Source organism: Eubacterium maltosivorans (assembly GCF_002441855.2).
Lineage (GTDB): Bacteria > Bacillota > Clostridia > Eubacteriales > Eubacteriaceae > Eubacterium > Eubacterium maltosivorans.
This window is the reverse complement of sequence record NZ_CP029487.1, coordinates 1320799-1344702: the sequence shown is the minus strand read 5'-3', so window position 1 is coordinate 1344702 and position 23904 is coordinate 1320799. Positions and strand designations below refer to the sequence as shown.

Below are 23904 nucleotides of genomic sequence, written 5' to 3'. Positions count from 1 at the left end.
TACATTGTGCAAGTGGAAGAAGTTGAGGAAGCCTGTTAAGTCAGGAAGAAAAAAGTAAGGAGTAATTATGAATCACGAACACCATCATGACCATCTCTGCGGCTGCGGCTGTCAGGATGAACCAAAATTTCCAGAATTAGATGCAGTTCTGGATGAGTATGCCAATGTAGCAGGGAGCCTGATTACCATCCTGCAGAAGGCGCAGGAAACCTACGGCTATCTCTCTCCGGATTTAATGCTGTATATTTCTCGTGAAACAGACATTCCAGTAGCGAAAATATACGGTGTTGCAACTTTTTATGCCCAGTTCCGTATGAATCCTGTCGGTAAGCATTTGATCATGCTCTGCCAGGGAACGGCCTGTCATGTTAATGGGTCTTCGATGATCGAGGAAGCTGTTGTCGAGCATCTCGGTATCAAAGAAGGGGAGACCACTGAGGACGGTCTTTTTACTTTAGAGAACGTCGCATGTCTGGGTTGCTGCTCTTTATCGCCGGTTATGATGATCGACGGTGAAACCTATGGTCAGCTCACAAAGGATAAAGTGGTTAACATCTTAACAGAACTGAAGGAACAGGAGGCGTAGGCGATGAAAAACTATAAAGTGATCATTGGACAGGGAAGCTGCGGTATCGCTGCTGGCGCCGCAAAGGTGGAGGAAGCCTTTAAAGATCAGATGGCTGCAAAGAATCTGAGCATTGATCTCGAAAAAACCGGTTGTATCGGCACCTGTTATCTGGAGCCCATCGTGGATGTGGTCGATCCTTCTGGCAATAAGATTACTTATGTCAATGTAGACACCGGTGATGTCGAACGCATTGTAGATGAACATATTCTTGGACAGAAAAATATTACAGATCTGGAAATGGCAGCGCAGGATAAGGAAATGATCGCTAAACAAAAGCGTGTGGTGCTCCAGAACTGCGGCGTGATCGATCCGGAACGCATTGAGGATTATCTGGTTGTTGACGGCTATAAAGCAGCTGAAAAAGCGATTAATGAAATGACACCAGAAGAAATCATCGACACTGTTAAGGTGGCTGGACTGGCCGGCCGAGGCGGAGCAGGTTTCCCTACATGGTTTAAATGGAACGAAGCCCACAAGGCAAAAGGGGATGTCAAGTATTTAGTCTGTAACGCAGACGAAGGAGACCCTGGCGCTTTTATGGACCGGTCTGTGCTCGAAAGCGACCCCCACGCGCTCATTGAAGGAATGATCATTGCCGCTAAGGCCATTGGCGCCGCACAGGGTGTTGTCTATGTCCGTGCCGAGTATCCGCTGGCCATCAAGCGTCTTGAAAATGCCATCGGACAGGCTCGGGAAAAAGGGTATCTGGGCAAAAATATTTTTGGCTCAGACTTCAGCTTTGATCTGAGAATTAAAGCAGGTGCCGGTGCTTTTGTCTGTGGTGAGGAAACCGCCTTAATCGCATCGCTTGAAGGTGAACGCGGAATGCCTCGTCTCAAACCGCCATTCCCGGCACAGAAAGGCTACTGGGCAAAGCCAACCAATATTAATAACGTTGAAACCTACGCAAATGTGCCGTGGATTTTCAGAAACTCCGGTGAAACCTATGGACAGCTCGGAAATGAAAACTCTAAGGGGACAAAAGTGTTTGCCTTAACCGGTAAAATCAAAAAAGGCGGTCTGGTGGAAATCCCAATGGGTTTAACTCTTCGTGATGTCATTTATGATATCGGCGGCGGGATTAAAAATGACAAGGCTTTTAAGGCTGTTCAGATGGGCGGGCCATCCGGCGGATGTGTTCCAGCTGAGCTGGTGGACACAGTTATCGACTACCCTTCTATTACTAAAACCGGCGCGATTATGGGCTCCGGTGGGATGGTTGTCATGGACGAGACCACCTGTATGGTTGATATGGCACGTTTCTTTCTGGATTTTACCCGCAAAGAATCCTGTGGTAAATGCAACTACTGTCGTATCGGAACCATGCGTATGCTTGAAATTCTGACACGTATCACAGAAGGCAATGGACGCGACGGCGATATCGAGCTTCTCGAAGAGCTCTGTCTCAAAGTTAAGGAAGGTTCTATGTGTGGCCTTGGCCAGACAGCGCCAAATCCGGTTCTTACCACGCTGCGTTATTTCAGAAACGAGTATGAAGATCATATTTACAGACATAAATGTACAGCTCACAGCTGTAAGGCCTTGATTACCTACAGCATTGATGAAGAAAAATGTGTCGGCTGTACCCGTTGCGCCAGGAACTGTCCTGTTGAGGCCATTTCGGGCGCGCCTAAGAAGGTTCACGTTATCGATCAGGAAAAATGTATTAAGTGCGGCAAATGTGCCAGCGTTTGTAAGTTCGATGCAGTAACTGTGGATTAGGAAGGAGAGAGGGACATGAAGAAATTAAGAATTAACATTAACGGAAAAGAAGTAACGGGTTTTGCGGAACAGACTATTTTAGACGTTGCCCGCGAAAACGGTATTGATATCCCGACTCTTTGCTATGATGAACGCACCGAAGTTTATGGCTCCTGTGGCCTCTGTATGGTAGAGGTGGAGGGCAATCCAAAACTGCTGAAGGCCTGCGCAACCCCCATCGCTGAGGGAATGGTCATCACGACCACATCTGACAGAGTGCTGGAATCCAGAAAAACAAACCTGGAGCTTCTGTTATCAAAGCATATCGGAGATTGTGTGGCACCCTGCCAGCTGGAATGTCCGGGACAGACAGACTGTCAGGGATACGTCGGCCTTATAGCCAACGGAGAATATGAGGAAGCCATTAAGCTGATCAAGGACCGTCTGCCTTTGCCTGCGTCTATCGGACGCGTCTGCCCACACCCCTGCGAAAAAGCCTGCCGCCGCGGTTTAGTGGATGAGCCTGTTTCCATTTTGTGGCTCAAGCGCTTTGCGGCGGATCTGGATATTGACAAGGGAATGTTTATGCCTGAAATTGCGCCGGATACTCACAAAAGCATCGGTGTTATCGGCGGCGGCCCCGGCGGCCTGACCGCAGCTTATTTTCTGAGAAAAGCGGGACATGCGGTCACTATTTACGAAGCGATGCCTAAAGCTGGTGGAATGCTGCGCTATGGGATTCCTGAATACCGTCTGCCCAAAACCGTTCTGGACGAGGAAATTAAACTGATCGAAGATATGGGCGTTACCATTAAGACGGGTGTGCGCATTGGCGAGGATCTACCTTTTGAGAGCCTGAGAAAACAACACGACGCCATGTATGTTGCCATTGGCGCCTGGACCAGCAGCGGACTGCGCTGTGAGGGCGTTGACGCGGACGGCGTCATTGGCGGGATTGAGCTGCTTAGACAAATTGTCAACAATGAACCAACAAACCTGGGTGACAGGGTCGCCATTGTCGGCGGTGGAAATACTGCCATGGATGCCTGCAGAAGCGCTGTGCGTTTAGGTGCAAAGGAAGTCTACAACGTGTACCGCCGTACAGTAGCAGAAATGCCTGCTGAACAGGAAGAGATCGAGGAAGCGCAGGAAGAGGGCGTTATCTTTAAGAACCTGTGCAATCCAATTGAAATTATCAAGGATGAAAACGGCCATGTCAAGCAGATGCTGCTCCAGAAAATGGAGCTGGGTGAACCGGACGCCAGTGGCCGCCGCCGCCCTGTTCCCATTGAAGGGGAAACGGAACTGATTGATGTGGACACGGTTATTCTGGCCATAGGCCAGGGGATTAACCCTGAAGGCATGGACGGGCTTGAGCTAACGAAGTTCAATACAGTTATTGCAGACGAAGAAACTTTTACAACGAGCCTTGAAGGCGTTTTTGCAGGCGGGGACTGCGCCAATGACGGTGCTTCCATTGCTATCCGTGCCATCGGAGAAGCTAAAAAGGCTGTCGGCTTCATTAACGAATATCTGCAGGGACGTGAAATCCGCTATCGCAAGCCTTACTATGTGACCAGAGATGATATCGACGCAGATTACCTGGAAGGCAAAAAGAAATATAAACGGCCCCCAATGGCACATCTGACACCAGAGGAACGCAAAAATACCTTTGAAGAAGTTGTCAAGGGCTACACGCTTGAGCAGGCAAAGGAAGAAGCCTCACGTTGTCTGGAATGTGGCTGTCACGATTACTTCGAATGTAAGCTGGTAGATTATGCTAACCAATATGAGGTGGTGCCCGAACGCTTTGACGGTGAAAATGAAGAGCTGATTTTTGAGGACGACCATCCGTTTATTGTACGCAACCCCAATAAATGTATTCTCTGCGGACGCTGTGTACGCGCCTGTGATGAGGTGGTTGGTGTGACCGCCCTTGGCCTGATGAATCGAGGCTTTGATACGGTTGTAGTACCGGCTCTTGGTGGGAAACTGGCTGATTCCGGCTGTATTTCCTGTGGAACCTGTATTTCCGTATGCCCCACCGGTGCGCTGGGAGAACGGGCAAGAGGCTTCAAAAATGTACCGACCGATACGAAAAAGACACTGACAACCTGTGGATACTGTAGCGCTGGCTGTCAGATGGTGGTTGAAACCATGGGAGACACCATTGTGAAAGCAGTATCAACGGACATCAACGCTGCGAATAATGAGGGTGTGATGTGTGGCCGAGGCCGTTTTGGAACAAACCAGGTTCAGCTGGGCGACCGCCTGACCAAACCGTTAGTCCGTAATGCCAAAGGACAGCTGGAAGAAACAGACTGGTACGACGCTTTTGTCGCCATTGCCAAAAAAGCACAGACCATTTCTGCAAGAAATGGGGCAGAAGCTTTAAAAGTCGCTGTTTCACCCAAATATACTACTGAAGAGATTGCCACGATCAAAAAGCTGGCAGACAGTCTGAGGGCAGAAACCTTCTCCTTCAGCAATACCGTGCACGGCGAAAATGACGTGCTGCCTTGCAGTGGAGAAATCCACAGTATGGATGAAGTCCTTTCGGCAGACGCTATACTGGTTCTGGGATGCCTTCGGACAAACAATCCTGTTCTGCGTTATAAGCTCAGCCAGGCTTCTAAGCGCGGTGCTTCTATCTTCTTTATCAATGCTGCGGAAGATGGGATGAACCGCATCGGGGATGAGTTCACAACCGAATATGATGATTTGGATTTCCTGGGTGAAATCACAAAATATGTTCTTGAGAACCGTAAGGCAGCAGACACGCCTGATGGTTTAGAGGCTTTGAAGGATTCTCTGGCAGCGCTTGAGATCAGTGAAGAATCTGAAATGATCGGGAATGCACTGGTGAACGCAAAACATCCGATGGTGATCCTTGGCGGCAAGTATATCACAGAAGAGGCCTCTGCCTTGGCAGCAGATATCGCGGTTCTTTTAGGAAAGAGCGATGGACCAAGACGTGGTGTTTTCAGAGTTGAGCAAAAAAATAACAGCAAAGCGCTCAGCCTGTTAGGCGTTACTCAAACACCTGAAGTGCTGGACAATGCAAAAGGGATTATGATTTTTGGCGAAGACCCCAATGTGGATTTATCCGGCTATGATTTTATCATGGTTCAGGATACGCACCTGACTTTAGCGGCCCAGAAGGCAGACGTTGTTCTTCCGGCATTGGCTTTCCCTGAAATTGCAGGAACCTTTATCAATACCGAAGGCAGACTGCAGCGTGTCACACCCGCTGTCGGACGCCCGCTGCCTTATACCAACATTGGTATGGTGGTAGAAATCGGAGAAATCCTGGGTGAAAAACTGGGTTCTACCTGTACTGGTATGATCCGCAGAGTCCTTCAGACAGAGATCCCTGAACTGATGGATGTTGAGATTGGCGACCAGATCCAAAGCCGCAGATGTGAAAGCTCAGCCCATCTGGTACCAATGAAAAAGGATGGTTTCCTGTTTGAAGAAATCCCATATACGGACTTCCTGATGAATGAAATCACCGATGAAATTAAAAAGGTAACACGCAAATAAAAAAAGAGCTTCCTGTTTCAGGAAGCTCTTCGTATTTTTTGAGACCGTTTCTGGGGCCTGCGTCTGTACTTTGAATTAAGATCCTTTGCAAAGATCAAGCGAAGCGCCATCAGGATCATTATCAGTGTTAGAGGGGCATATACAAGCTTTTCAATGGGATTGTCAGACATGAAGTTGCCGACGATATTCAGCAGATAATAGAGACTCATGATCCAGAGAATGCTGTCAGCGCTTTTCCGTAAGCCTTTTATGGGAAGATAATTTAGCTTAAGCAGTATGCCAAAGACAAAAAGTAGAATGAAGAAAATAGCAATCCATTCGGAAATAACGACGGACGCTTTATCAGTGATGGTGGTGTCCCAGATAATATCAGGTGATACCATTCCAAATAATACCAAAATATGAATAATCAGCAAAACCAAAAGGGCAATCAGCAAAACATTTCCAATTCCCCGTGAGTTAATCTTAAGTTTCATCAGATACCCCTTTATTATTTGAGAATTTGTGGTTACTCTCTAGTTTAATATAAATAGAGACGAAAAGCAAAAGCTTTTTTCAATTTGTGCAAAAGTCTTTCACTTGATATTATTCCCAATAGAAGATATAATACGCTAAGGAAAGTGAGGAATTAATGAAAAAGAAAAAATATCTGGCACTTTTTTTGGTCGCCATATGGGTTGCGCTCCTGTTTACCGGTTGCAACAAGGGAAAATATGGTGAGGACACTAAGGTGAAATCAGAAGAGATTACCCATTCATTGGTACAGGCGCTGGCTGAGGGAGCATACGAAAAGGCAGCTGATGATTTTTTGTATACGACCAAAGCAAAGGAAGAAATGGACGCTCAGTCACTCGAAAGGCTCTGGGAAAAATTGTCTGATGGAAAAGGTGATTTCAGAGAGATAGCTGGTCTTGAGGACGATAACTGGGATAAGGAATTGAAAATTATAGTGACGTGTTCCTTTGAAAAGGGAACGGCAGAGCTTGTGGTGGCGTTTGACCGAACGGTAAAAATAAAATCAATCTATCCCGGCTGAGAGTGAAAAAAACGGATATATTGGTCTGAGATATGAATAATTTTTAAACACAGGGGTATACCTTTTACTAAGATATTCGATGATTTATGAACCGTTAAGGAGAACAATGATGAGAAAGAATGAAAATAATAAAAATATTGCTGTTATTTATTGGAGCAATAGTGAAAATACAGAGATTATGGCCGAAAAAATATCCAATGGAATCGACGAGACTGGGCAGAAAGCAGATCTTTACAATGTAAGCCAGTTCCCGATTGAACGGATTGAGGATTATGATAAAGTAGCCCTCGGGTGCCCGTCAATGGATGGTGAAGCCCTTGAAAAGAATACCTTCGAACCATTTTTTGAGGAAATTGAGTCCAGGCTAAAAGGAAAAAAGGTAGCGCTTTTTGGCTCCTATGGATGGGGAAACGGCGAATGGATGCGCGACTGGGAAGACCGGATTGGGCATACTGGAGCACGCCTGTTTGATGAAGGACTGATGATCAAAGAGTTCCCGGACGATGCTGGCCGCCATGCCTGCGTTGAGTTTGGAAAGGCCTTTGCAAGCTTTTAATAAAAAAGACAGGAAAATCAATTCCTGTCTTTTTTAAGTTCGGTTTTTTGAGCCGGATGGCATTGGCTGGCATGAGCGCATCCGCTGCAGCCACAGCCACATCCTGTCTGCCCGCTTCGGGCTTTTTTTATCTGGTTATAGATAATCAGCGCCATTGGAATAAAGACAATGGCAGCAATAATAAAGGTTGATAAATTCATATCGTCACTTCCTTATCGATTGGATTAAAAAAGTAAGTTTCATTTAACTTATGATTATAGTTTAAACGCTCCAACATATTTTGTCAAGGGGCAGGAAGGGATTTAAGCTAAGATTGATTTTGACAAGCAGTGAACAGTAGGCTATAATAAAGTGCAGAAGCAGCAAATTATTTGCGGACGCATGAAATTAAAGAGGTTGTTATGGATAAATTTGAGTCTTCAAGAAGTCTGATGAAGTGGATATCGGTGACAAACCATTTTACAGGAATGGCTTTGGACAGAGAAGTGACCGGGATAGGGCTTAGCTCAAGCCAGCATTTTTTGTGATAAAAATCTGCGAGGGGCCCGGGGGTCACTCAGGATAAGCTGCAGTCCCTGATTTATTTAAACCCCAGTAATATTACCAGGGGCATCGCGAAGCTGACCCAAAAAGGCTTTATAACCAAGGAGACAAACAGTCGCGACAAACGGACCAGCTGTCTGTACCCTACAGAAAAGGCAGAAGCCTGTTATCAGAAAATAAAAGCGATACAGGAAAACTGGATGAAGGTTCTGACCAGGGATTTTACAGATGAGGAGCGTGCGTTCCTATGTGCACTGACGGAAAGAACAGCCAAAAACGCTTTGGATTTTTTTAACGATGCGCAAGCATAGACGAAAGGCAATAGGATGGAAGAAATAAAACGTATTACAATCTATCTAGGACTGGAGGAGTATCCTCTGGAGTTTATAACACTGGCGTCCATGTCGCCGGATGAAGCAGATCTTATCACAGAAATGGGCGAAGAGTTTTTTAAAGATATTAACCCCGAAATGATGGATGAATATGTGATGGAGGACAAGTTGAACCGTTTCTATGATGAGGTAAGGTTGAGGACAGAGGTAGAGCTTTTCTGTCCCTTGTTTGAGAAAGAAACCATCGCGAATATCGAGCGATTGATCGAGACATATGAGGGTTAAAAAAAGACGGATATTTCCGTCTTTTTTTATTGTGGACTATTGTAGTTGCCCTTGCCAGAGTGCTTAGCACAATAAAGAGCTTTATCGGCATGTTGCATGATCTCTGCGTAAGAGGTGCCATCGCCGGGATACTAGGCGATGCCAATGCTCAGTGAAATGGGTATGTTAGGACTGGCAGCGGTAATATTGCAGCGCATCTCAGCCTTTTGCCTTACGACCTCCAGAGTTGGCAGATCCTTGATCCAAACGAAAAATTCGCCGCCGCCAAAGCGAGCAATAATATCGGTTTCCCGGAAGCAATGAAAAAGTATCTGAGCCAAAGAAAAGAGGACGTCATCATCGGTCTGATGTTCATAAGTGTCATTGATACCTGTGTTAACGCCGCAGAAAATAGCGATGGTGTCAAGCTCGCTGAAATAATTGTCGATGAGGCTGTTAGTCAGAATAATGCCCTGGTCAGTGGATTTTTTCATGTCAGCTTTTTAAGATATTTCGGATGTTGTTTTGATACAGGATGAAGCTGGCAACAGATAGTAAAATGAGTACGACCACGATAGCAATCAGTATTATATTGGAAGACGTCCTTTTCTTATTCATAATCCTTATCATTCCTTAATCGCAAAGGTTATCGACAAAAGCTGAAATGGTAAACAATAGCATACCATCTGGTCAGACCGCTTTTTTAGTGTTATTATTATGTATTATAAGATAAAAAACAAAAAAGAAATACTGAATTTGAAAGGTTTGCTAAAAATGGTTAAATTGATTTCGGCAGATATGGACGGTACGCTTTTAGACAGCAATAAAGAGCTTTCGCCAGAGCTTTTCCCACTGATCGAGTCGCTCGCAGAACAGGGCGTCCGCTTTGTGGCAGCCAGCGGCAGACAGTATTATAATCTGGAGCATATTTTTGAGCCGGTAAAAGACAAGATGATCTTTATCGCTGAGAATGGCTCGGTGGTTTTTGAGAATGATATGAATATCTTTGCCAGCGTCATTGCTAAAGAAAGGGTTCGGGAAATCGTTAAAGCGATACGTCAGATACCGGGCGCCAGTCCTGTAATATGTGGGTTGAAGAGTGCTTACGCTGAAAGCGATGAGCCGGAGCTCCTGAAAAATGCAGAGATGTACTACCACCATTATGACATAATGGAGGATATTCTGACAGCGGAGGATGACATCTGTAAAATTGCTGTTTATGACTATGTGAATGCAGAAACAAATAGTCATGCTCCTCTTTTGGAGGCATTTGGCGGACAGATGGAGATCGCTGTTTCGGGCGAGCACTGGGTGGATATTTCTAACCCTGGCTGTAATAAAGGAACAGCCATCAACAAGATTCAGGAAAAATATGGGATTAGCTATGAGGAAACCATGCTCTTTGGAGATTACCTTAATGATTATGAGATGATGAAAACCGGAAGATACAGCTATGCCATGGAAAATGCCCACCCTCAGCTTAAGGAAATCTGCAGCTATACGGCAAAATCCAACGATGAAAACGGCGTAGTGGAAGCAATAAGAGCATATTTTAAGTAAAAAAGCCTGTGGCAGACGTTTTGAAAAGAGACGTACTGCCCTTTTTTATTGCAGCAAACCGTAGAAATTGGAAGAAAAATAATATAAAATGATTGCTTAAAAAGGAATAAAGACGTATAATAATGCATAAGGAAAACTAAATAAACAAATGCGGCATCCGGAAAGTGTTGGGAGCACTGTCCGGCTTGCGCAGGGTGACACTACCACCATACACAACGTCCCGTGGGGGCCGTACCGCATACTGATTATTATAGGCTATTTTTCTTCCAAAAACAAGAGAAGACCTATATTTTTTGGTAGGCTTATTTGTGTAAGCATTTTTTCGCTTTGATGACTTTTGGCTGTGTATGGGTGTCGTGCCCCTGCACGGCTTTTTTTATGATGTTTCCTGAGTTTTCGCCACCTGGTCAGCTACTGATTCGGCCGGGTGGTATTTTTTAGAAAGGCTCTCCGGGGTGGAGAGCAGGTAAGGGGGTGGACAGTATGCGTCGGAGTATATTAATTGTTGATGATATAAAACAAAACAGGGAAACTTTGGGAATGATGTTTCAGGACACCTTCGAGATTTTGGAAGCTGAAAATGGATATGAGGCCATGTGCTGTATGCGTGAAAACCGGGATGTGCTGGCAGCAGTGTTGCTGGATGTGATGATGCCGGTGATGGATGGCTTTGAAGTTCTTAAGCATATGCAGGACGAAGCCCTGACAGAGGCGCTGCCTGTGGTGCTCATAACCGCAGAGGAGCCTGGAACAGCAGCGCGCAGGGGCTATGCGCTCGGCGCGCTGGACATTTTGACAAAACCCTTTGATCCTGTTGTAATAAAAAGACGAGTAAAGAACATTATTGAGCTGGGAAGCCGTAAGGAGGAATATATAAAGCTGAAAAACGAGGCGGAAAATGATGCTCTGACAGGGATTTTTAACCGAAAGGCCATGGAGGACAGGGTTGGGGAGCTGTTAAACAATCCAGAAACCCGGTGCGGGGCCCTCTGCTTTATCGATGTCGACAATTTTAAGACCATCAATGACAGCTTCGGACACCTGTACGGCGATGAAGTACTGAAGCAGATGGCTGAAAATTTAAAAAGCTGCGCTCTGCCAGGGGATGCGGTAGGCCGGATTGGCGGGGATGAGTTCATGATATTTTTTAGAAATTATCCTTCCGAGGAGCGTCTGGAACAGAAAATCACTGGTATCTGTGAGAATTTCAGGCGTTATACAGCCGAGCGACCGATTACCGGAAGTATCGGAGTGGCGCGGTATCCGGAGGACGGAGATTGCTATGGCGTCCTTTTCTGCAAAGCAGACCAAGCCCTTTATCACCTGAAACGTTCAGGAAAGGATGGGTACCAATTTTATAATGAAGACTGTACCAGCCTGCCCTTTCAGTCGATGCTGACCCGGGTCAAAGGCGAATAGAAATAAAAGAATCGGATAAAAAGCACAAAGCATTATATGTACAAAGCTTTGTGTTTTTTTGTTGGAGAAACAAAAAAATTTTGATTTAGTAGTATTTCGGCCATGAGAGAATGGCTATTTTGTTTTAGATTTGTTATAATTGGTGATATCTGTAAAATAATAATGAGCAAAGGGGATTTTCGATTGCCTTTAGGCAGCGAAGAGGCACCTGATAGATTCAAGGAGGAAATATGTTAGATATTAAATTACTGCGTACCGATCCAGAGCTTGTGAAGGAAAACATCCGAAAAAAGTTTCAGGATGAAAAACTGGTTTTAGTGGATGAAGTTGTCGAAATGGACAGAAAGTACCGTGACTCCAAAACTGAGGGAGATACCTTGAGAGCACAGCGTAACACCATCAGCAAGCAAATCGGCGGCTTTATGTCCAAGGGACAGAAGGATGAAGCTGAAAAGGCAAAGGCACAGGTTGTGGGAATCAATAAGCAGCTGGAGGATCTGGAAGCTTTGGAGGCAAAGCTTGAAGGAGAAATCCGGGAAAGAATGCTGGTGATCCCAAATATCATTGATCCCTCTGTGCCAATTGGACGTGATGACAGCGAAAATGTAGAGGTCGAGCGTTTTGGGGAACCTGTGGTACCGGAATACGAAGTGCCCTACCATATTGACATTATGGAAAAATTCAACGGTGTAGATCTTGACAGCGCCCGCAAGACCAGCGGCAATGGCTTTTATTATCTGAGCGGCGACATTGCAAGACTGCACTCGGGTATTTTATCCTATGCCCGTGACTTTATGATCGACCGTGGATTTACCTACTACATCCCGCCGTTCATGATCCGCAGCGATGTGGTCACTGGAGTTATGAGCTTCTCTGAAATGGAGAATATGATGTATAAAATCGAGGGTGAGGATCTCTATTTGATCGGCACCAGCGAGCACTCCATGATCGGTAAATTCATCGATACCATTTTAGATGAAAACCAGCTGCCGCAGACCCTTACGAGCTATTCACCATGCTTTAGAAAGGAAGTTGGCTCACATGGGATCGAAGAGCGCGGCGTTTACCGTATCCACCAGTTTGAAAAACAGGAAATGATCGTGGTGTGCGAGCCTGAAGACAGCATGATGTGGTTTGAGAGACTGTATACCAATACAGTTGATTTCTTCCGTTCGCTGGACATTCCTGTACGTACGCTGGAATGCTGTTCGGGAGATCTGGCAGACCTGAAGGTTAAGAGCATTGACGTTGAGGCGTGGTCGCCGCGACAGCAGAAATACTTTGAAGTGGGCAGTTGCTCTAATCTTGGTGACGCGCAGGCACGGCGCTTGGGTATCCGCGTCCGCAGCAAGGAAAAGGGAAAATACTTTGCCCATACGCTGAACAATACGGTGGTTGCGCCGCCGCGTATGCTCATCGCATTCCTTGAAAATAATATTAACGAGGACGGCACCATTAATATTCCAGAACCGCTGCGGATGTATATGGGCGGTAAGGAAAAAATCCAATAGAATTAGATGGGAGGTGTGTTGCAAAAATACATCTCCTTTTATGATTTTTTTATAAGCCGATTGGGTAGATACAATGGTATCAATCTACGAAAGAGGAACCCGAAATGAAGCTAGCAAAAGAATACCAGGGCCACTATATGGATGTAATCTACAGCGACGAACGGATACAGGGCATTATCAACGAGACCGGCGAGGTGGTGGATGGCCTGACGGTCGGCGAGGTCATTGAAAAGTTTAAAAGCCAGGTGAAAGCAAAGAATCAGAGCTTCGCAGAATTTTAACAAAATTTTTAGGCTGTCTGGCTTGAATCTTAATGTGGAGGTGGTGTAAAATGTGCTTGTTTCCAAGAACATCGCCTCTTTTTTAGTAAATTAAGAGCGCTTAGCATTTTCCCCAAACGAACATCCCGGCTGCACCCCGGGATGTTTTTTGCATAAAAAAAGTCCGGCTGTGCCGGACTCGGTCAATCATTCGGAAATGGATGAGGCTGTCGCTTCAATAGCTTCTTCTGCTTTATCTCTCAGGCTGTCGCCGTCGGATGCTTTTTCAGCGCCTTTGTTTTTCAGCAGGCTGAAGATGAGAACAGCTGCGCCGATGGCGGCAGCTGCGCGTAATATACGTACCATGGTTAATTCCTCCTTTATTTATGCTGTGGTCAGCTTTCTTTTCTTCCTAAACCAAGAATAAGGGATACAATGACAACGAGGATGATCGCTCCGATAATAGACGGGAAAACCGCCATACCGGCAATCTGCGGTCCCCAGTTGCCTAAAAGTAATTCGCCGAGATATGAACCGATGATCCCGGCAACGATATTGCCGACCCAGCCGGCTGGCAGTCTTCTGCTTGTTATAGCTCCGGCGATGGCACCGATGATGCCGCCGATAATTAAAACCCAAATGAGGTGGAACATAATTGTCACTCCTTTATAGTAATTTTATACATATATATACCTCTGCGCAGAATTTCTAAACATTTTATAGTTTTTTTATTTAAGCGCTAAAAAGGAATGGGAAAAATTTAAAATCTGCTTGCAATAATGTATTTTCGTGTTAAAATAGTATGTAACTAATTTGCAGACGATAGTCTTTATATTAAGGACAATCCAAATTGACAAACTTAGGAGAAAATATGAATACCTTTATGAATAGCCTAGCCAGTACGGCTTGGACCATTGTTCCGATCATCTTAATTCTGTTTTTGATGGCCGGAATTATGTTTGTTTTTTACTTTAAAGCGAAGATGGAAGAAATGGTGACCTATGTGAAGAGCATCGCCATCTCGTTAGAAAAACTGTCTAACCGGCAAAATGATAACCAATATTTAAAATAAACAGAAAAAGAGCGTATGTGGAGGAGAAAGAATGAATTTTGAACACGTGAAAAGAGAAGACCCGGAGATCTATGAGTTTATGGAAAAGGAGCTCAAAAGGCAGCAAAGCCATATTGAGCTTATTGCTTCCGAAAACTTTGTTTCAGAGGCTGTGATGGAGGCCATGGGCAGCCATCTGACCAATAAATATGCCGAGGGCGTACCTGGCGCCCGCTATTATGGCGGCTGTGTGTATGTGGACGAGGTAGAACGGATCGCGAGAGAGCGGGCGAAAGCGCTGTTTGGCGCAGACCACGCCAATGTCCAGCCCCATTCCGGGGCTCAGGCCAATACGGCTGTGTACTTTGCCGTGCTGGAGCCTGGAGATCTGGTGCTAGGGATGCGTTTGGACCAGGGCGGACATTTGACCCACGGCAGCAAGGTCAATCTTTCAGGAAAATATTTTAATTTTATATCCTACGGTGTCAGCCCAGATTCGGAAACCATCGATTATGAAGAGCTGGAAAGGCTGATCGTGGAAAAGAAACCAAAGCTGGTGGTAGTAGGAGCCAGCTCTTATCCAAGAGCCATTGACTTTGAACGTATTTCAAAGGTCTGTAAGGCCAATGATGCGCTGATGATGGTGGATATGGCGCACATCGCAGGGCTGGTGGCAGCGGGACTGCACCAGAACCCGGTACCCTACGCGGACTTTGTCACCACCACAACCCATAAAACACTGCGCGGCCCAAGGGGCGGCCTCATTTTGTGCAAGGCGGCCTTTGCGGAAAAAATTGATAAGGCTGTTTTCCCCGGTATACAGGGAGGGCCGTTGATGCACATTATTGCAGGAAAGGCCGTGGCCTTCAAAGAAGCCGCCAGTCCGGAATTCACAGAATACCAGAAGCAGATCATAAAGAATGCCAAGGCACTGTGCGATGCGCTCACCGAAAAAGGCTTCCGGATCGTGTCTGGCGGGACCGATAACCATTTGCTGTTAGTAGACGTCAGCGCTGTCGGCCTGACGGGCAAGGAGGCTGATGATATTCTGGGCAGTGTCAACATTACCGCCAATAAAAACGCTATCCCTTACGATAAGCAGAAACCGACTGTGACAAGCGGCGTGCGTGTGGGGACCCCGGCTGTCACTACCCGCGGCATGAAGGAAGAGGATATGTCGGTTATCGCAGACGCCTTCGAGGCAGCGCTGATCAAAAAAGACCTGGAGCTGGCAAAAGAAAAGGTAGCTTATCTGACCAGTAAATATCCTTTGTACGAATAAAAGAGAATTTATCAAGATGCTGTCCAACAGCATCTTTTTTTGTTATAATGGTCTGAGTATGACTAAGGAGTGATTCCCGGGATGAAGGAAATAATACAGAAGATCGATGAAGTCTATAAACGGTACGATTATGTTGAGAACAAGGGCGAGTTACTGCTTTTTCTCATTAAAATATTGACCCTGAAATTTTTGGTGGATAACGGCCGTGTGGTCTTAGACCGAAAAAACGCTCAAAAGCTGCGAACAGACTTTACCGTTGGCGGCATCATGCGGGTGTGGAGCCGCGGCGTCTCAAACTCCCATCACTGGACCGATGAGGGAAAACTGACACTCAGCGGGTTGATCTGGGAGGATGTGAAGCGTTTTATCGAGGATACCGACAGTTTTGAAAATAAGAACGCCAGCGTCATCGGGGAGCTGTACGAGGAGTGCCTGCACCGCAGCCATAAAAAGAGCCAGGGAATTTTTTACACGCCGGATGTTCTGGCAGAGTATATGGTTTCGCTTTGTGTGAGCGTTGTGAAGAAAGAAAAGATTCTAGACCCGGCCTGCGGCAGCGGATCGCTCCTCAGCGCTGCCTATGACTATATCCTGAAGAACACCAAGGATCTTGAAAAGGAGGCTGTGCACAAGCGGCTGCTTCAGAAATCATTATGCGGTGTGGATAAGGATCCTCTGGCTGTACTGGTAACCCGGATCACATTGGCGTTAAAGGGACCGAAATACTGCTATCCGGCAGGTATCATGGTGGGAGACTGTCTGGATAAGTCCACGGCTGACTTTAAGGACAGCTCCTTTGATGTGGTAATCGGCAATCCGCCCTACGTCGGGCACAAGGAAATTGACTCGGATTATATGAAGCGCTTAAAAGCCCTGTACAGCGATGTTTATCAGAACAAGGGGGATTTATCCTATTGCTTTTTTAAACGTGGATATGAGCTTCTGAAAGATAAAGGAAGGCTTTTATTCCTGACTTCCAGGTATTTTATGGAAGCCTACAATGCGCGGGCTCTCCGGCAGTTTATCCGCGAGCATTTTATGATCAGGCGGCTCATTGATTTTAATGGCCTGCGTGTTATAAGCGGCATCGGCATCGATCCGGCGCTGAGCCTTCTGATAAAGGGCAGGGCCCCTGCGCGGCATGCGGCACGGGTTTCCCGGTTTTTTGTACAGAAGGGTAAGCTGCGGGAAACGTCAGTTTACATTGAAGATCTGGAAAGCGGCCAGCCAAAGCTTCATGAGGACTTTGAGACGCGCCAGAGCCAGATGGATGACGCTTTGTGGCGGCTTTACGGCCCCATGACAAAAACGATCGTGGAAAAAATTGAGAAGCGCGCGCCCTTTACCTTGGAAAACCTGGTGGACAGCTTCCAGGGGATCATCACCGGCAATGATAAAGCCTTTATCTTTGACGACAATGAGCTGGATGCGTATAATTTCAATCCACAGTTTCTGCATCCCTGGATAAAAAACCGGAACGTGCACGCCTTTGAGATTACTCCGCCGGGAAAACAGATATTGTATACCAATGAGATTGACGCCATCGAGCGACATCCTTATGAGGAGGTCTACCTGAAGCAGTTCAGAGAAAAGCTAAGCGGCCGGCGGGAGTGCATGAGCGGGCGTCTGCCCTGGTATGCTATCCAGTGGGGCAGGAACCTCGAATGCTTTATGAAAAAAAAGATCGTTTTTCCATATAAGGCAAAGGACAATCGCTTTGCCATTGATGAGAACCGCTATTTCTTCAGCGCGGATATCTATGGTCTTACACTGAAGAACCGACTGTACAGCCAGGTGAACGAGGAATTTTTGGTGGTGCTGCTTAACAGCCGTCTTTATAATTTTTATTTTAAGTCCTTTGCGAAAAAGCTTGGTGTTGATCTGTACGAGTATTATCCTAATACTGTGCTAAAGTTGAAAATTCCTGACGTGAGCATGGAAATTTCGGACAAATTTAAGGATTTTTATGATAAAATTATAGACTTGACTGAGACTACCCACCAAAAAGATCGGGAGGCCTTACTTTTGGAGGCGGACCGTTGGATTTATGGGTATTTTGACATAAATGAAGAAGAAATCAGCTGGATTGAAAAACAATAAAAACGAATAATAGAAACGAGGTGAGGCATCGTGCAGGCATCTTTTTTTGACATGAACTATGAGAACCAGATTGAGGATAACGCGCCGCTGTCGGTGCGGATGCGTCCGACCACACTGGATGAGTTTGTCGGACAGTCCCATATTATCGGAAAGGGTAAGCTGCTTTACCGTCTTATCGAGGCGGACAAGCTTTCGTCAGTGGTTTTTTACGGTCCTCCGGGAACCGGTAAGACCACACTGGCCAAGATTATAGCTCACCGGACACAGGCTGCTTTTTACGAATTGAACGCCGTAACCTCCGGTAAAAAAGAAATTACAGAAATTTTAGACAAGGCGAAGGATAATTTGGGTATCTATAATCGTAAGTCGATTCTTTTCATCGATGAAATCCACCGATTTAACAAGGCACAGCAGGATGCGCTGCTGCCAAGCGTGGAGGGTGGACTGGTGGTGCTGATCGGCGCGACAACGGAGAACCCTTATTTTGAGATCAACTCGCCGCTTTTGTCACGGTCGACGATCTTTGAGTTTAAAACTTTAACAGACGATGAGATTAGGGGCCTGCTGCGACGAGCTGTTACCGATAAAAAGAAGGGCTATGGCAGTATGAAGCTCAAGGTGGACGAGGAAGCCCTGGATCACCTGACAGCCGTCTCGAACGGCGACGTACGGCGCGCGCTCAATGCGCTGGAGCTTGGGATACTGACCAAGGAGAAAGACGATCAGGGCTATATCCATATCGACCTTGAAACAGCTCAGGAGTGTATTCAGAAAAAGGCTGTACAGTATGATAAAAAGGGCGATAACCATTATGACACCATTTCGGCCTTTATCAAAAGTATACGAGGCTCAGATCCTGACGCGGCTCTTTACTGGCTGGCCAAGATGCTTGAAGCCGGGGAAGATCCTAAATTCATCGCAAGGCGGATTGTGATTTCCGCTTCCGAGGATATCGGAAACGCAGAGCCCATGGCGTTGCTGGTGGCTACAGCCGCAGCCCGGGCTGTTGAGATGATCGGACTGCCCGAGGCGCGCATCAACCTGGCTCAGGCGGTAACCTTTCTGGCCTCTGCGCCAAAAAGTAACGCCTCCTACGCTGGTTTGGACGCCGCAACATCCGCGGTGAGGCATCAGTCCAATTCTGAGGTGCCGGGGCATCTGAGAGACGCTCACTACCCAGGCAGTGAGAAGCTGGGCAGAGGGCTGAACTATGTTTACCCCCACAGCCATCCAGGCAACTATTATCCCCAGCAGTACCTGCCGGACGATCTTGCTGGAACACGGTTTTATAAGCCGACAGAAAACGGCTATGAGCAAAAGGTTAAAGAGCATCTGGAGCATCTGAAGAACTGGGAAGTAGAGACAAAATAAAAATAATATAGATAATGAATATGTGATGAACCGCATCAAAATACGAAAAATAAGGAGAAACAGATTGAAAGTACACGACAAACTACATGGATTCACCCTTTTGAGGGAAGAAAATATTGAAGAAGTAAACGGCGTCGCCCGGGTTTTTGAGCATGACAAAACCGGTGCCCGCCTTATCTATATATCTAACGATGACGATAACAAGGTGTTCCATATCGGGTTCAGAACACCCTCGGACAACAGTACAGGCGTGGCCCACATTATGGAGCATTCCGTTTTATGCGGCTCCAGAAAATACCCGGTTAAGGAGCCCTTTGTAGAGCTGGCCAAGGGGTCTATGAATACCTTCCTGAACGCAATGACCTACCCGGACAAAACCGTCTACCCCATAGCCAGCACCAATGACAAGGATTTTATGAACCTGATGGACGTTTATCTGGATGCGGTGTTTTATCCAGACATTTACAATACGCCGCATATCTTCCATCAGGAGGGATGGCACTACCATCTTGAAAACAAGGAAGACCCCATTACCTATAACGGCGTGGTCTACAATGAGATGAAGGGTGTTTATTCAAGCCCCGAGGAAGTGCTGCAGCGTAAAATTTTTCAGACTCTTTACCCAGATTCAATTTATGGCGAGGAGTCTGGCGGCTATCCGGAAAATATACCAGACCTTACCTTTGAGGACTTTGCAGCGTTCCACAAAAAGCTGTATCATCCTTCCAATTCTTATATTTATCTTTACGGCGACGGCGATATGGACGCCCATTTGAAATATCTGGATGAGGCCTATCTGAGCCAGTTTGACCGCGCAGCTATTGACAGTGAGATTCCGACCCAGTTACCCTTTGAGGAAATGGCGGTCGCCTCAGACAGTTACCCGATTCCGTCGGATGAGGACCAGAAGAACAAGGATTATCTTTCGCTGAGCTATGTGCTGGAGAACGAGCCGACCTTTGAGGATATACTGGCCTTTGACGTGCTGGGACACATCCTGCTTGGGGCAAACTCCGCACCGCTCAAAAAGGCACTTTTAGATCTTAACATCTGTAAAGAGGTAGACTACGCTTATTCCAGCTCCATGAAGCAGCCCTACTTTTCTATTGTGCTCAAGCATACGGACGAAAAATATAAAGACCTTTTTATCGAGACCGTGGAAAAGACCCTGGAAGAGCTGGTGACAAGCGGGCTTGACAAGCGCAGCGTGGAAGCAGGTATTAACATCAATGAATTTATGCTCATCGAGGGTGAGTACGGCTCCTACCCCAAGGGCCTGATGTACGGCTTGGAAATGTTTGATACCTGGCTCTACGGTGGTGATCCGCTGTCACACCTGAAATATCGCGATGCGATTTCCAAGTTGCGTATGAGCAGTGAGAACCGCGGCTTCGAGGCTCTGATCGCGCGTTATCTCCTAGGCAACCCCCACCAGGCGTTTGTGAGCATTCATCCAGACTGCAGTCTGGCCGAAAAGAAAGAAAAAGCGCTCAGCGATAAGCTGGAAGCCTATAAAAAATCGTTGTCGCCAGAAGAACTGGATGCCTTGGTGGCTGATACTCAGGCCCTTTTGGAACGCCAGAACACCGAGGACAGCCCTGAGGCTCTCGAGAGCATTCCGAAGCTGAGCCTTGACGAAATTAATAAAAAGGCCCGTGAGGTGGTTCTCTATGAAGAAGAATTTAAAGGGCATAAGCTGCTTTATCATCCTGGCTATACCGGAGGCATCGCCTATGTCAAGTTCTATTTTGACACACACACAGTCCCTCAGGAGGATCTGAAATATCTGTCTCTGGTCAATAAGATCATTGGCCGGGTCAGCACAGAGGATTATGATTATGAGCGACTGAACCAGGAAATTGAGATCAGCACTGGCGGTATCTCCTCCAGTGTTGAAACCTATGATAACATCAAGGAGAGCGGACGCTACGAGAGCAAATTTGCCATCAAGGGCAAGGCTGTTGGCCCCAATGTCAAGCGCCTGCTGGAGCTTATCGAATCCACAATTTTAAGAAGCCGTTTTGACGAACGCCATCTGATCGAGGATATCGTTGGTGAAATCCGTATGAACAAGGAGAACCAGTTCCTGATGGGCGGTCACACGGTGAGTGTACAGCGTCTCCAGTCCTATTATTCCCAGTCTGCCAGAATGTTTGAGGAGCTCGGCGGTATTGAGTTTTACCAGTTCCTTTCAGATCTCGACGATCATTTTGACGAGCGCTGGGAAGAGCTGTCCGCTAAGCTTAAGGAAATTGCAAATAGGGTCTTTAATAAAAAAGGTCTGATCATCAGCGTCACTGGAGACAAAGATTTGAAGGAGCCAGTGCTCGAAGCTGTGCGCGGATTTTTAGAAAACCTGCCAGACAGAGATATGGAAACCTATCGCTATCATTTTGACCTGGAGGTCAAGGATGAGGGCTTTATGACAGCCGCTAAGATTCAGTACGTTTCCAAGGGCTTTAATATCCGTGAGCTGGGTTACAGCTACAACGGGAGTATGCTGGTACTCAAATCCATTTTGGCCATGGACTACCTCTGGAACCGGATCCGTGTTCAGGGAGGAGCCTACGGTGCGCATTTCGGCATCAACCGGGCCGGAGAGCTTTCCTTTGCCTCCTTCCGTGACCCCAATCTGTCCAAAACTCTAGACGCCTACAACGAGGCCTTTGAGTACGTCGAAAATCTGGATATTTCCAGACGTGAAATGGAAAAATATATTATCGGGACCATCAGCAGTAAGGATGTGCCTTTGTCAACAGCCCTGAAAGCAGACGCGGCGGATACCATGTATTTTAACAGGACTACTCAGGAGGACCTTCAGAAAGAACGTGATGAAATTCTGGGTACGACGAATGACAGCCTGCGCAAAACAGCGGACATGATTCGTGAGGCCATGGATAAAAACGTGCTCTGCGTCATCGGGAGCGAGGAAGCAGTGAAGGCAGCCGAGGACGAATTTAAAGAAATAAAATACATTAAATAATGTGGCGGGGATCAATGAAGAGGAAAATTATTTCAGTTTTAGGGGCTTTGCTGCTGGCGTTTGGGGTCTTTGGCAGCGGTGCGTGGGCGGCGATGCCATCTTTTGGCCCCGACGAGGGAGTTGTTGTCTTTGAGGTAAACAGCGGCGATATTCTGGTAGAGCAAAACGCAGACGAACGCTACTACCCGGCCAGCACAACAAAGCTTATGACCGCTTTAACGGCTCTGGATTATGTGGGCTCAAGCCTGAATGACAAGATAACCGTTGGCGATGAGGTTAAGCTCATCGGCTACGAGAGCAGCGTGGCTCATCTGGAGGTTGGAGAAATCTATACCTGGGAGCAGCTGCTGTACGCGCTGCTGCTGCCGTCAGGCAACGACGCAGCCAACGTGATCGCAGCCAACATCGGGCGTAAGATCAGTGGAAATGAAAAGATGGACTACAATCAGGCCATGTCGGTCTTCGTGGATCAAATGAATGCCAAAGCGCAGCAGATGGGGCTTAAGAATACACATTTTAAAAATGCCCACGGTCTTCACGATCCCGACCATTACACCACACCAGCCGATATGGCGGTGATCGGGAAGACGGCCTTCTCTAATGAGACCATCTCAAAGGTGGAGGGTACCAAGGTCTATGAGATGACCACCAACCGCGGCGAGCCGCAGAAGTGGAAAAATACGGATATGCTTCTCTATAAGGACGCTGCCGACTACGGCGGAACCATCGAGGAGGGAAGAACTGATAATCCTTACTACAACGCCAAGGCAAAGGGCGGTAAGACTGGTAATACTGATGAAGCGGGCCGCTGCTTTGTCTACAATGCCGAGGATGGTGACGCGAAGATCGTCGGAGTGATTATGAAGGGCGATGAGAAGGGTATTTTTGCCGAGGCCAGCAGTACCATCAACGCCGCCTTTGACGACAACCGCCTGCTGGACTGGACGGATGATTCCGGTCATTATAAAGATTTTACAGTGATTAATGCCCATTACAAGGATGGCAAAAACCTGTCGGTCAAGACAAAGGAAGCCTACAGCTCCATGATCCCCAAGGGGCAGGAGGATAAATACACCGCCAAAGTCTCCTGGGATACCAGCCTTTTGGCTGATACCGAAAAAGGGCTTAAGGTAGTGGGTGATATTGAGCCCGACGCTCAGGTAGGGACATTGACCATCTACGAGGGCACCGACTCAGTGAAATCAACGCCGTTGTATGCCCAGAACCAGATCCGTCCCAGAAATTTCTGGGATTATCTGAGAATCGCGGCCTTTATCGGCATTCCATTGCTGGTGATCCTGTTTATCTTTTTCCGCTTTTATGTTTACCGCAAACGGAAAATCATGCGGGCAAAACAGGCCAGAGCTCGGAGAAGGGCTAAACAGAAACTCTATGAATCGCAGGGCTATACCGGGTCAGGGACGCCTCCGCGTAAAACCACCACCGGTGAGCCGCAGCACAGGCCTCAGCAGAAACGTCCATCCGGCAGTCCACCAAGAAGAAAGCCCTCAGGTTCAGCTTCGCAGGGAAGACCTGTGGAGCGCAATGCCACTGCACGGCCAGTACAAAAGAAAAAACGTCCATCCTCCGGGCAGTCGGGCAGCCGCCAGCGGACAGGTCCGCGCCCAACCGGCACGAAGAAGCGATAAAAACTGAATAAATACATAATAAAGCCCTGGACAGCTTTTGTCCGGGGCTTTTGTATGAGATCGGTATTGTAGGATTGTGCCCGGAGATTGATGGATTTCATGGAAAAAGCTGCTT

General features: G+C 46.9%; 21 protein-coding genes and 1 pseudogene. 17 read left to right on the top strand and 5 right to left on the bottom strand.

Annotation, left to right across the window (positions count from 1 at the left end):
* Window positions 1-67 precede the first annotated feature (67 nt).
* The 3 genes from nuoE to CPZ25_RS06535 are packed head-to-tail and all read left to right on the top strand — an operon-like array spanning window position 68 to window position 5872.
* Window positions 68-586, top strand: coding sequence for an NADH-quinone oxidoreductase subunit NuoE (nuoE, locus tag CPZ25_RS06545; protein ID WP_058693963.1), 519 nt, complete (start codon window positions 68-70; stop codon window positions 584-586).
* Between the two features lie 3 nt (window positions 587-589).
* Window positions 590-2350, top strand: a complete 1761-nt coding sequence (locus tag CPZ25_RS06540) for an NADH-quinone oxidoreductase subunit NuoF (RefSeq protein ID WP_096919979.1) — start codon at window positions 590-592, stop codon at window positions 2348-2350.
* A 15-nt stretch (window positions 2351-2365) separates the two neighbouring features.
* Window positions 2366-5872: an FAD-dependent oxidoreductase gene (locus CPZ25_RS06535; protein ID WP_096919980.1), complete on the top strand. Its 3507-nt coding sequence runs from the start codon at window positions 2366-2368 to the stop codon at window positions 5870-5872.
* A 17-nt stretch (window positions 5873-5889) separates the two neighbouring features.
* On the opposite strand, the gene CPZ25_RS06530 is transcribed toward CPZ25_RS06535, so the two are convergent.
* On the bottom strand, window positions 5890-6348 hold the full coding sequence (locus tag CPZ25_RS06530) for a hypothetical protein (protein ID WP_074617259.1): 459 nt from the start codon (window positions 6346-6348) through the stop codon (window positions 5890-5892).
* Window positions 6349-6503: 155 nt separating this feature from the next.
* On the opposite strand from CPZ25_RS06530, the gene CPZ25_RS06525 reads away from it, so the two are divergent.
* Window positions 6504-6908: a DUF3887 domain-containing protein gene (locus CPZ25_RS06525; RefSeq protein ID WP_096919981.1), complete on the top strand. Its 405-nt coding sequence runs from the start codon at window positions 6504-6506 to the stop codon at window positions 6906-6908.
* Between the two features lie 109 nt (window positions 6909-7017).
* Window positions 7018-7464, top strand: a complete 447-nt coding sequence (locus CPZ25_RS06520) for a flavodoxin (RefSeq protein WP_058693968.1) — start codon at window positions 7018-7020, stop codon at window positions 7462-7464.
* 17 nt (window positions 7465-7481) lie between these two features.
* On the opposite strand, the gene CPZ25_RS06515 is transcribed toward CPZ25_RS06520, so the two are convergent.
* Window positions 7482-7664, bottom strand: coding sequence for a FeoB-associated Cys-rich membrane protein (locus CPZ25_RS06515; RefSeq protein WP_074617261.1), 183 nt, complete (start codon window positions 7662-7664; stop codon window positions 7482-7484).
* Between the two features lie 357 nt (window positions 7665-8021).
* On the opposite strand from CPZ25_RS06515, the pseudogene CPZ25_RS21150 reads away from it, so the two are divergent.
* Together CPZ25_RS21150 and CPZ25_RS06505 are read left to right on the top strand one after the other, a co-directional pair.
* Window positions 8022-8318: pseudogene (locus CPZ25_RS21150) on the top strand (MarR family transcriptional regulator); the annotation flags it as partial.
* A gap of 15 nt (window positions 8319-8333) precedes the next feature.
* The gene (locus CPZ25_RS06505; protein WP_058693970.1) at window positions 8334-8624 is read left to right on the top strand and encodes a hypothetical protein; all 291 of its coding nucleotides are present in this window, start codon (window positions 8334-8336) and stop codon (window positions 8622-8624) included.
* Between the two features lie 131 nt (window positions 8625-8755).
* Here CPZ25_RS06505 and CPZ25_RS06500 read toward each other — a convergent pair whose 3' ends face one another.
* The gene (locus tag CPZ25_RS06500; RefSeq protein ID WP_096919982.1) at window positions 8756-9097 is read right to left on the bottom strand and encodes a GGDEF domain-containing protein; all 342 of its coding nucleotides are present in this window, start codon (window positions 9095-9097) and stop codon (window positions 8756-8758) included.
* Between the two features lie 280 nt (window positions 9098-9377).
* On the opposite strand from CPZ25_RS06500, the gene CPZ25_RS06495 reads away from it, so the two are divergent.
* The 4 genes from CPZ25_RS06495 to CPZ25_RS20390 all read left to right on the top strand — a co-directional run bounded on the left by CPZ25_RS06495 (window position 9378) and on the right by CPZ25_RS20390 (window position 13374).
* Complete coding sequence (locus CPZ25_RS06495) at window positions 9378-10163, top strand: HAD family hydrolase (RefSeq protein WP_243129353.1); 786 nt, start codon at window positions 9378-9380, stop codon at window positions 10161-10163.
* Between the two features lie 483 nt (window positions 10164-10646).
* Window positions 10647-11582 (top strand): GGDEF domain-containing response regulator, encoded by a 936-nt coding sequence (locus CPZ25_RS06490; RefSeq protein ID WP_058693972.1) that lies wholly within the window; start codon window positions 10647-10649, stop codon window positions 11580-11582.
* Window positions 11583-11812: 230 nt separating this feature from the next.
* On the top strand, window positions 11813-13093 hold the full coding sequence (gene serS, locus CPZ25_RS06485) for a serine--tRNA ligase (protein WP_096919984.1): 1281 nt from the start codon (window positions 11813-11815) through the stop codon (window positions 13091-13093).
* A 104-nt stretch (window positions 13094-13197) separates the two neighbouring features.
* Window positions 13198-13374, top strand: a complete 177-nt coding sequence (locus CPZ25_RS20390) for a hypothetical protein (protein WP_167495183.1) — start codon at window positions 13198-13200, stop codon at window positions 13372-13374.
* 186 nt (window positions 13375-13560) lie between these two features.
* Here CPZ25_RS20390 and CPZ25_RS20385 read toward each other — a convergent pair whose 3' ends face one another.
* Together CPZ25_RS20385 and CPZ25_RS06480 are read right to left on the bottom strand one after the other, a co-directional pair.
* Entirely contained in the window at window positions 13561-13719 is a 159-nt protein-coding gene (locus CPZ25_RS20385) for a hypothetical protein (protein WP_167495182.1), read from the bottom strand.
* Between the two features lie 29 nt (window positions 13720-13748).
* Window positions 13749-14006, bottom strand: a complete 258-nt coding sequence (locus CPZ25_RS06480) for a GlsB/YeaQ/YmgE family stress response membrane protein (RefSeq protein ID WP_013381565.1) — start codon at window positions 14004-14006, stop codon at window positions 13749-13751.
* Between the two features lie 197 nt (window positions 14007-14203).
* Here CPZ25_RS06480 and CPZ25_RS06475 point away from each other — a divergent pair, with 197 nt between their 5' ends.
* From CPZ25_RS06475 to CPZ25_RS06450, 6 genes are all read left to right on the top strand, one after another.
* A complete protein-coding gene (locus tag CPZ25_RS06475; protein WP_138721007.1) occupies window positions 14204-14425 on the top strand; it encodes a hypothetical protein in 222 nt (73 codons plus the stop codon).
* Between the two features lie 31 nt (window positions 14426-14456).
* Window positions 14457-15686: a serine hydroxymethyltransferase gene (locus tag CPZ25_RS06470; protein WP_058693976.1), complete on the top strand. Its 1230-nt coding sequence runs from the start codon at window positions 14457-14459 to the stop codon at window positions 15684-15686.
* A gap of 81 nt (window positions 15687-15767) precedes the next feature.
* The gene (locus CPZ25_RS06465) at window positions 15768-17786 is read left to right on the top strand and encodes an Eco57I restriction-modification methylase domain-containing protein (protein WP_096919986.1); all 2019 of its coding nucleotides are present in this window, start codon (window positions 15768-15770) and stop codon (window positions 17784-17786) included.
* Window positions 17787-17816: 30 nt separating this feature from the next.
* Window positions 17817-19157: a replication-associated recombination protein A gene (locus CPZ25_RS06460; RefSeq protein ID WP_341473492.1), complete on the top strand. Its 1341-nt coding sequence runs from the start codon at window positions 17817-17819 to the stop codon at window positions 19155-19157.
* A gap of 64 nt (window positions 19158-19221) precedes the next feature.
* On the top strand, window positions 19222-22140 hold the full coding sequence (locus CPZ25_RS06455) for an insulinase family protein (RefSeq protein WP_096919987.1): 2919 nt from the start codon (window positions 19222-19224) through the stop codon (window positions 22138-22140).
* A 14-nt stretch (window positions 22141-22154) separates the two neighbouring features.
* Entirely contained in the window at window positions 22155-23789 is a 1635-nt protein-coding gene (locus tag CPZ25_RS06450) for a serine hydrolase (RefSeq protein ID WP_158577834.1), read from the top strand.
* Window positions 23790-23904 lie beyond the last annotated feature (115 nt).

Coding starts and splice junctions, on each gene's coding strand:
- CPZ25_RS06500 (WP_096919982.1), bottom strand. CDS start 9,097: ATGAAAAAATCCACTGACCAGGGCATTATTCTGACTAACAGCCTCATC.
- CPZ25_RS06520 (WP_058693968.1), top strand. CDS start 7,018: ATGAGAAAGAATGAAAATAATAAAAATATTGCTGTTATTTATTGGAGC.
- CPZ25_RS20390 (WP_167495183.1), top strand. CDS start 13,198: ATGAAGCTAGCAAAAGAATACCAGGGCCACTATATGGATGTAATCTAC.
- serS (WP_096919984.1), top strand. CDS start 11,813: ATGTTAGATATTAAATTACTGCGTACCGATCCAGAGCTTGTGAAGGAA.
- CPZ25_RS06480 (WP_013381565.1), bottom strand. CDS start 14,006: ATGTTCCACCTCATTTGGGTTTTAATTATCGGCGGCATCATCGGTGCC.
- CPZ25_RS06465 (WP_096919986.1), top strand. CDS start 15,768: ATGAAGGAAATAATACAGAAGATCGATGAAGTCTATAAACGGTACGAT.
- CPZ25_RS06505 (WP_058693970.1), top strand. CDS start 8,334: ATGGAAGAAATAAAACGTATTACAATCTATCTAGGACTGGAGGAGTAT.
- CPZ25_RS06490 (WP_058693972.1), top strand. CDS start 10,647: ATGCGTCGGAGTATATTAATTGTTGATGATATAAAACAAAACAGGGAA.
- CPZ25_RS06450 (WP_158577834.1), top strand. CDS start 22,155: ATGAAGAGGAAAATTATTTCAGTTTTAGGGGCTTTGCTGCTGGCGTTT.
- CPZ25_RS06535 (WP_096919980.1), top strand. CDS start 2,366: ATGAAGAAATTAAGAATTAACATTAACGGAAAAGAAGTAACGGGTTTT.
- CPZ25_RS06470 (WP_058693976.1), top strand. CDS start 14,457: ATGAATTTTGAACACGTGAAAAGAGAAGACCCGGAGATCTATGAGTTT.
- CPZ25_RS06540 (WP_096919979.1), top strand. CDS start 590: ATGAAAAACTATAAAGTGATCATTGGACAGGGAAGCTGCGGTATCGCT.
- CPZ25_RS20385 (WP_167495182.1), bottom strand. CDS start 13,719: ATGGTACGTATATTACGCGCAGCTGCCGCCATCGGCGCAGCTGTTCTC.
- CPZ25_RS06530 (WP_074617259.1), bottom strand. CDS start 6,348: ATGAAACTTAAGATTAACTCACGGGGAATTGGAAATGTTTTGCTGATT.
- nuoE (WP_058693963.1), top strand. CDS start 68: ATGAATCACGAACACCATCATGACCATCTCTGCGGCTGCGGCTGTCAG.
- CPZ25_RS06525 (WP_096919981.1), top strand. CDS start 6,504: ATGAAAAAGAAAAAATATCTGGCACTTTTTTTGGTCGCCATATGGGTT.
- CPZ25_RS06495 (WP_243129353.1), top strand. CDS start 9,378: ATGGTTAAATTGATTTCGGCAGATATGGACGGTACGCTTTTAGACAGC.
- CPZ25_RS06515 (WP_074617261.1), bottom strand. CDS start 7,664: ATGAATTTATCAACCTTTATTATTGCTGCCATTGTCTTTATTCCAATG.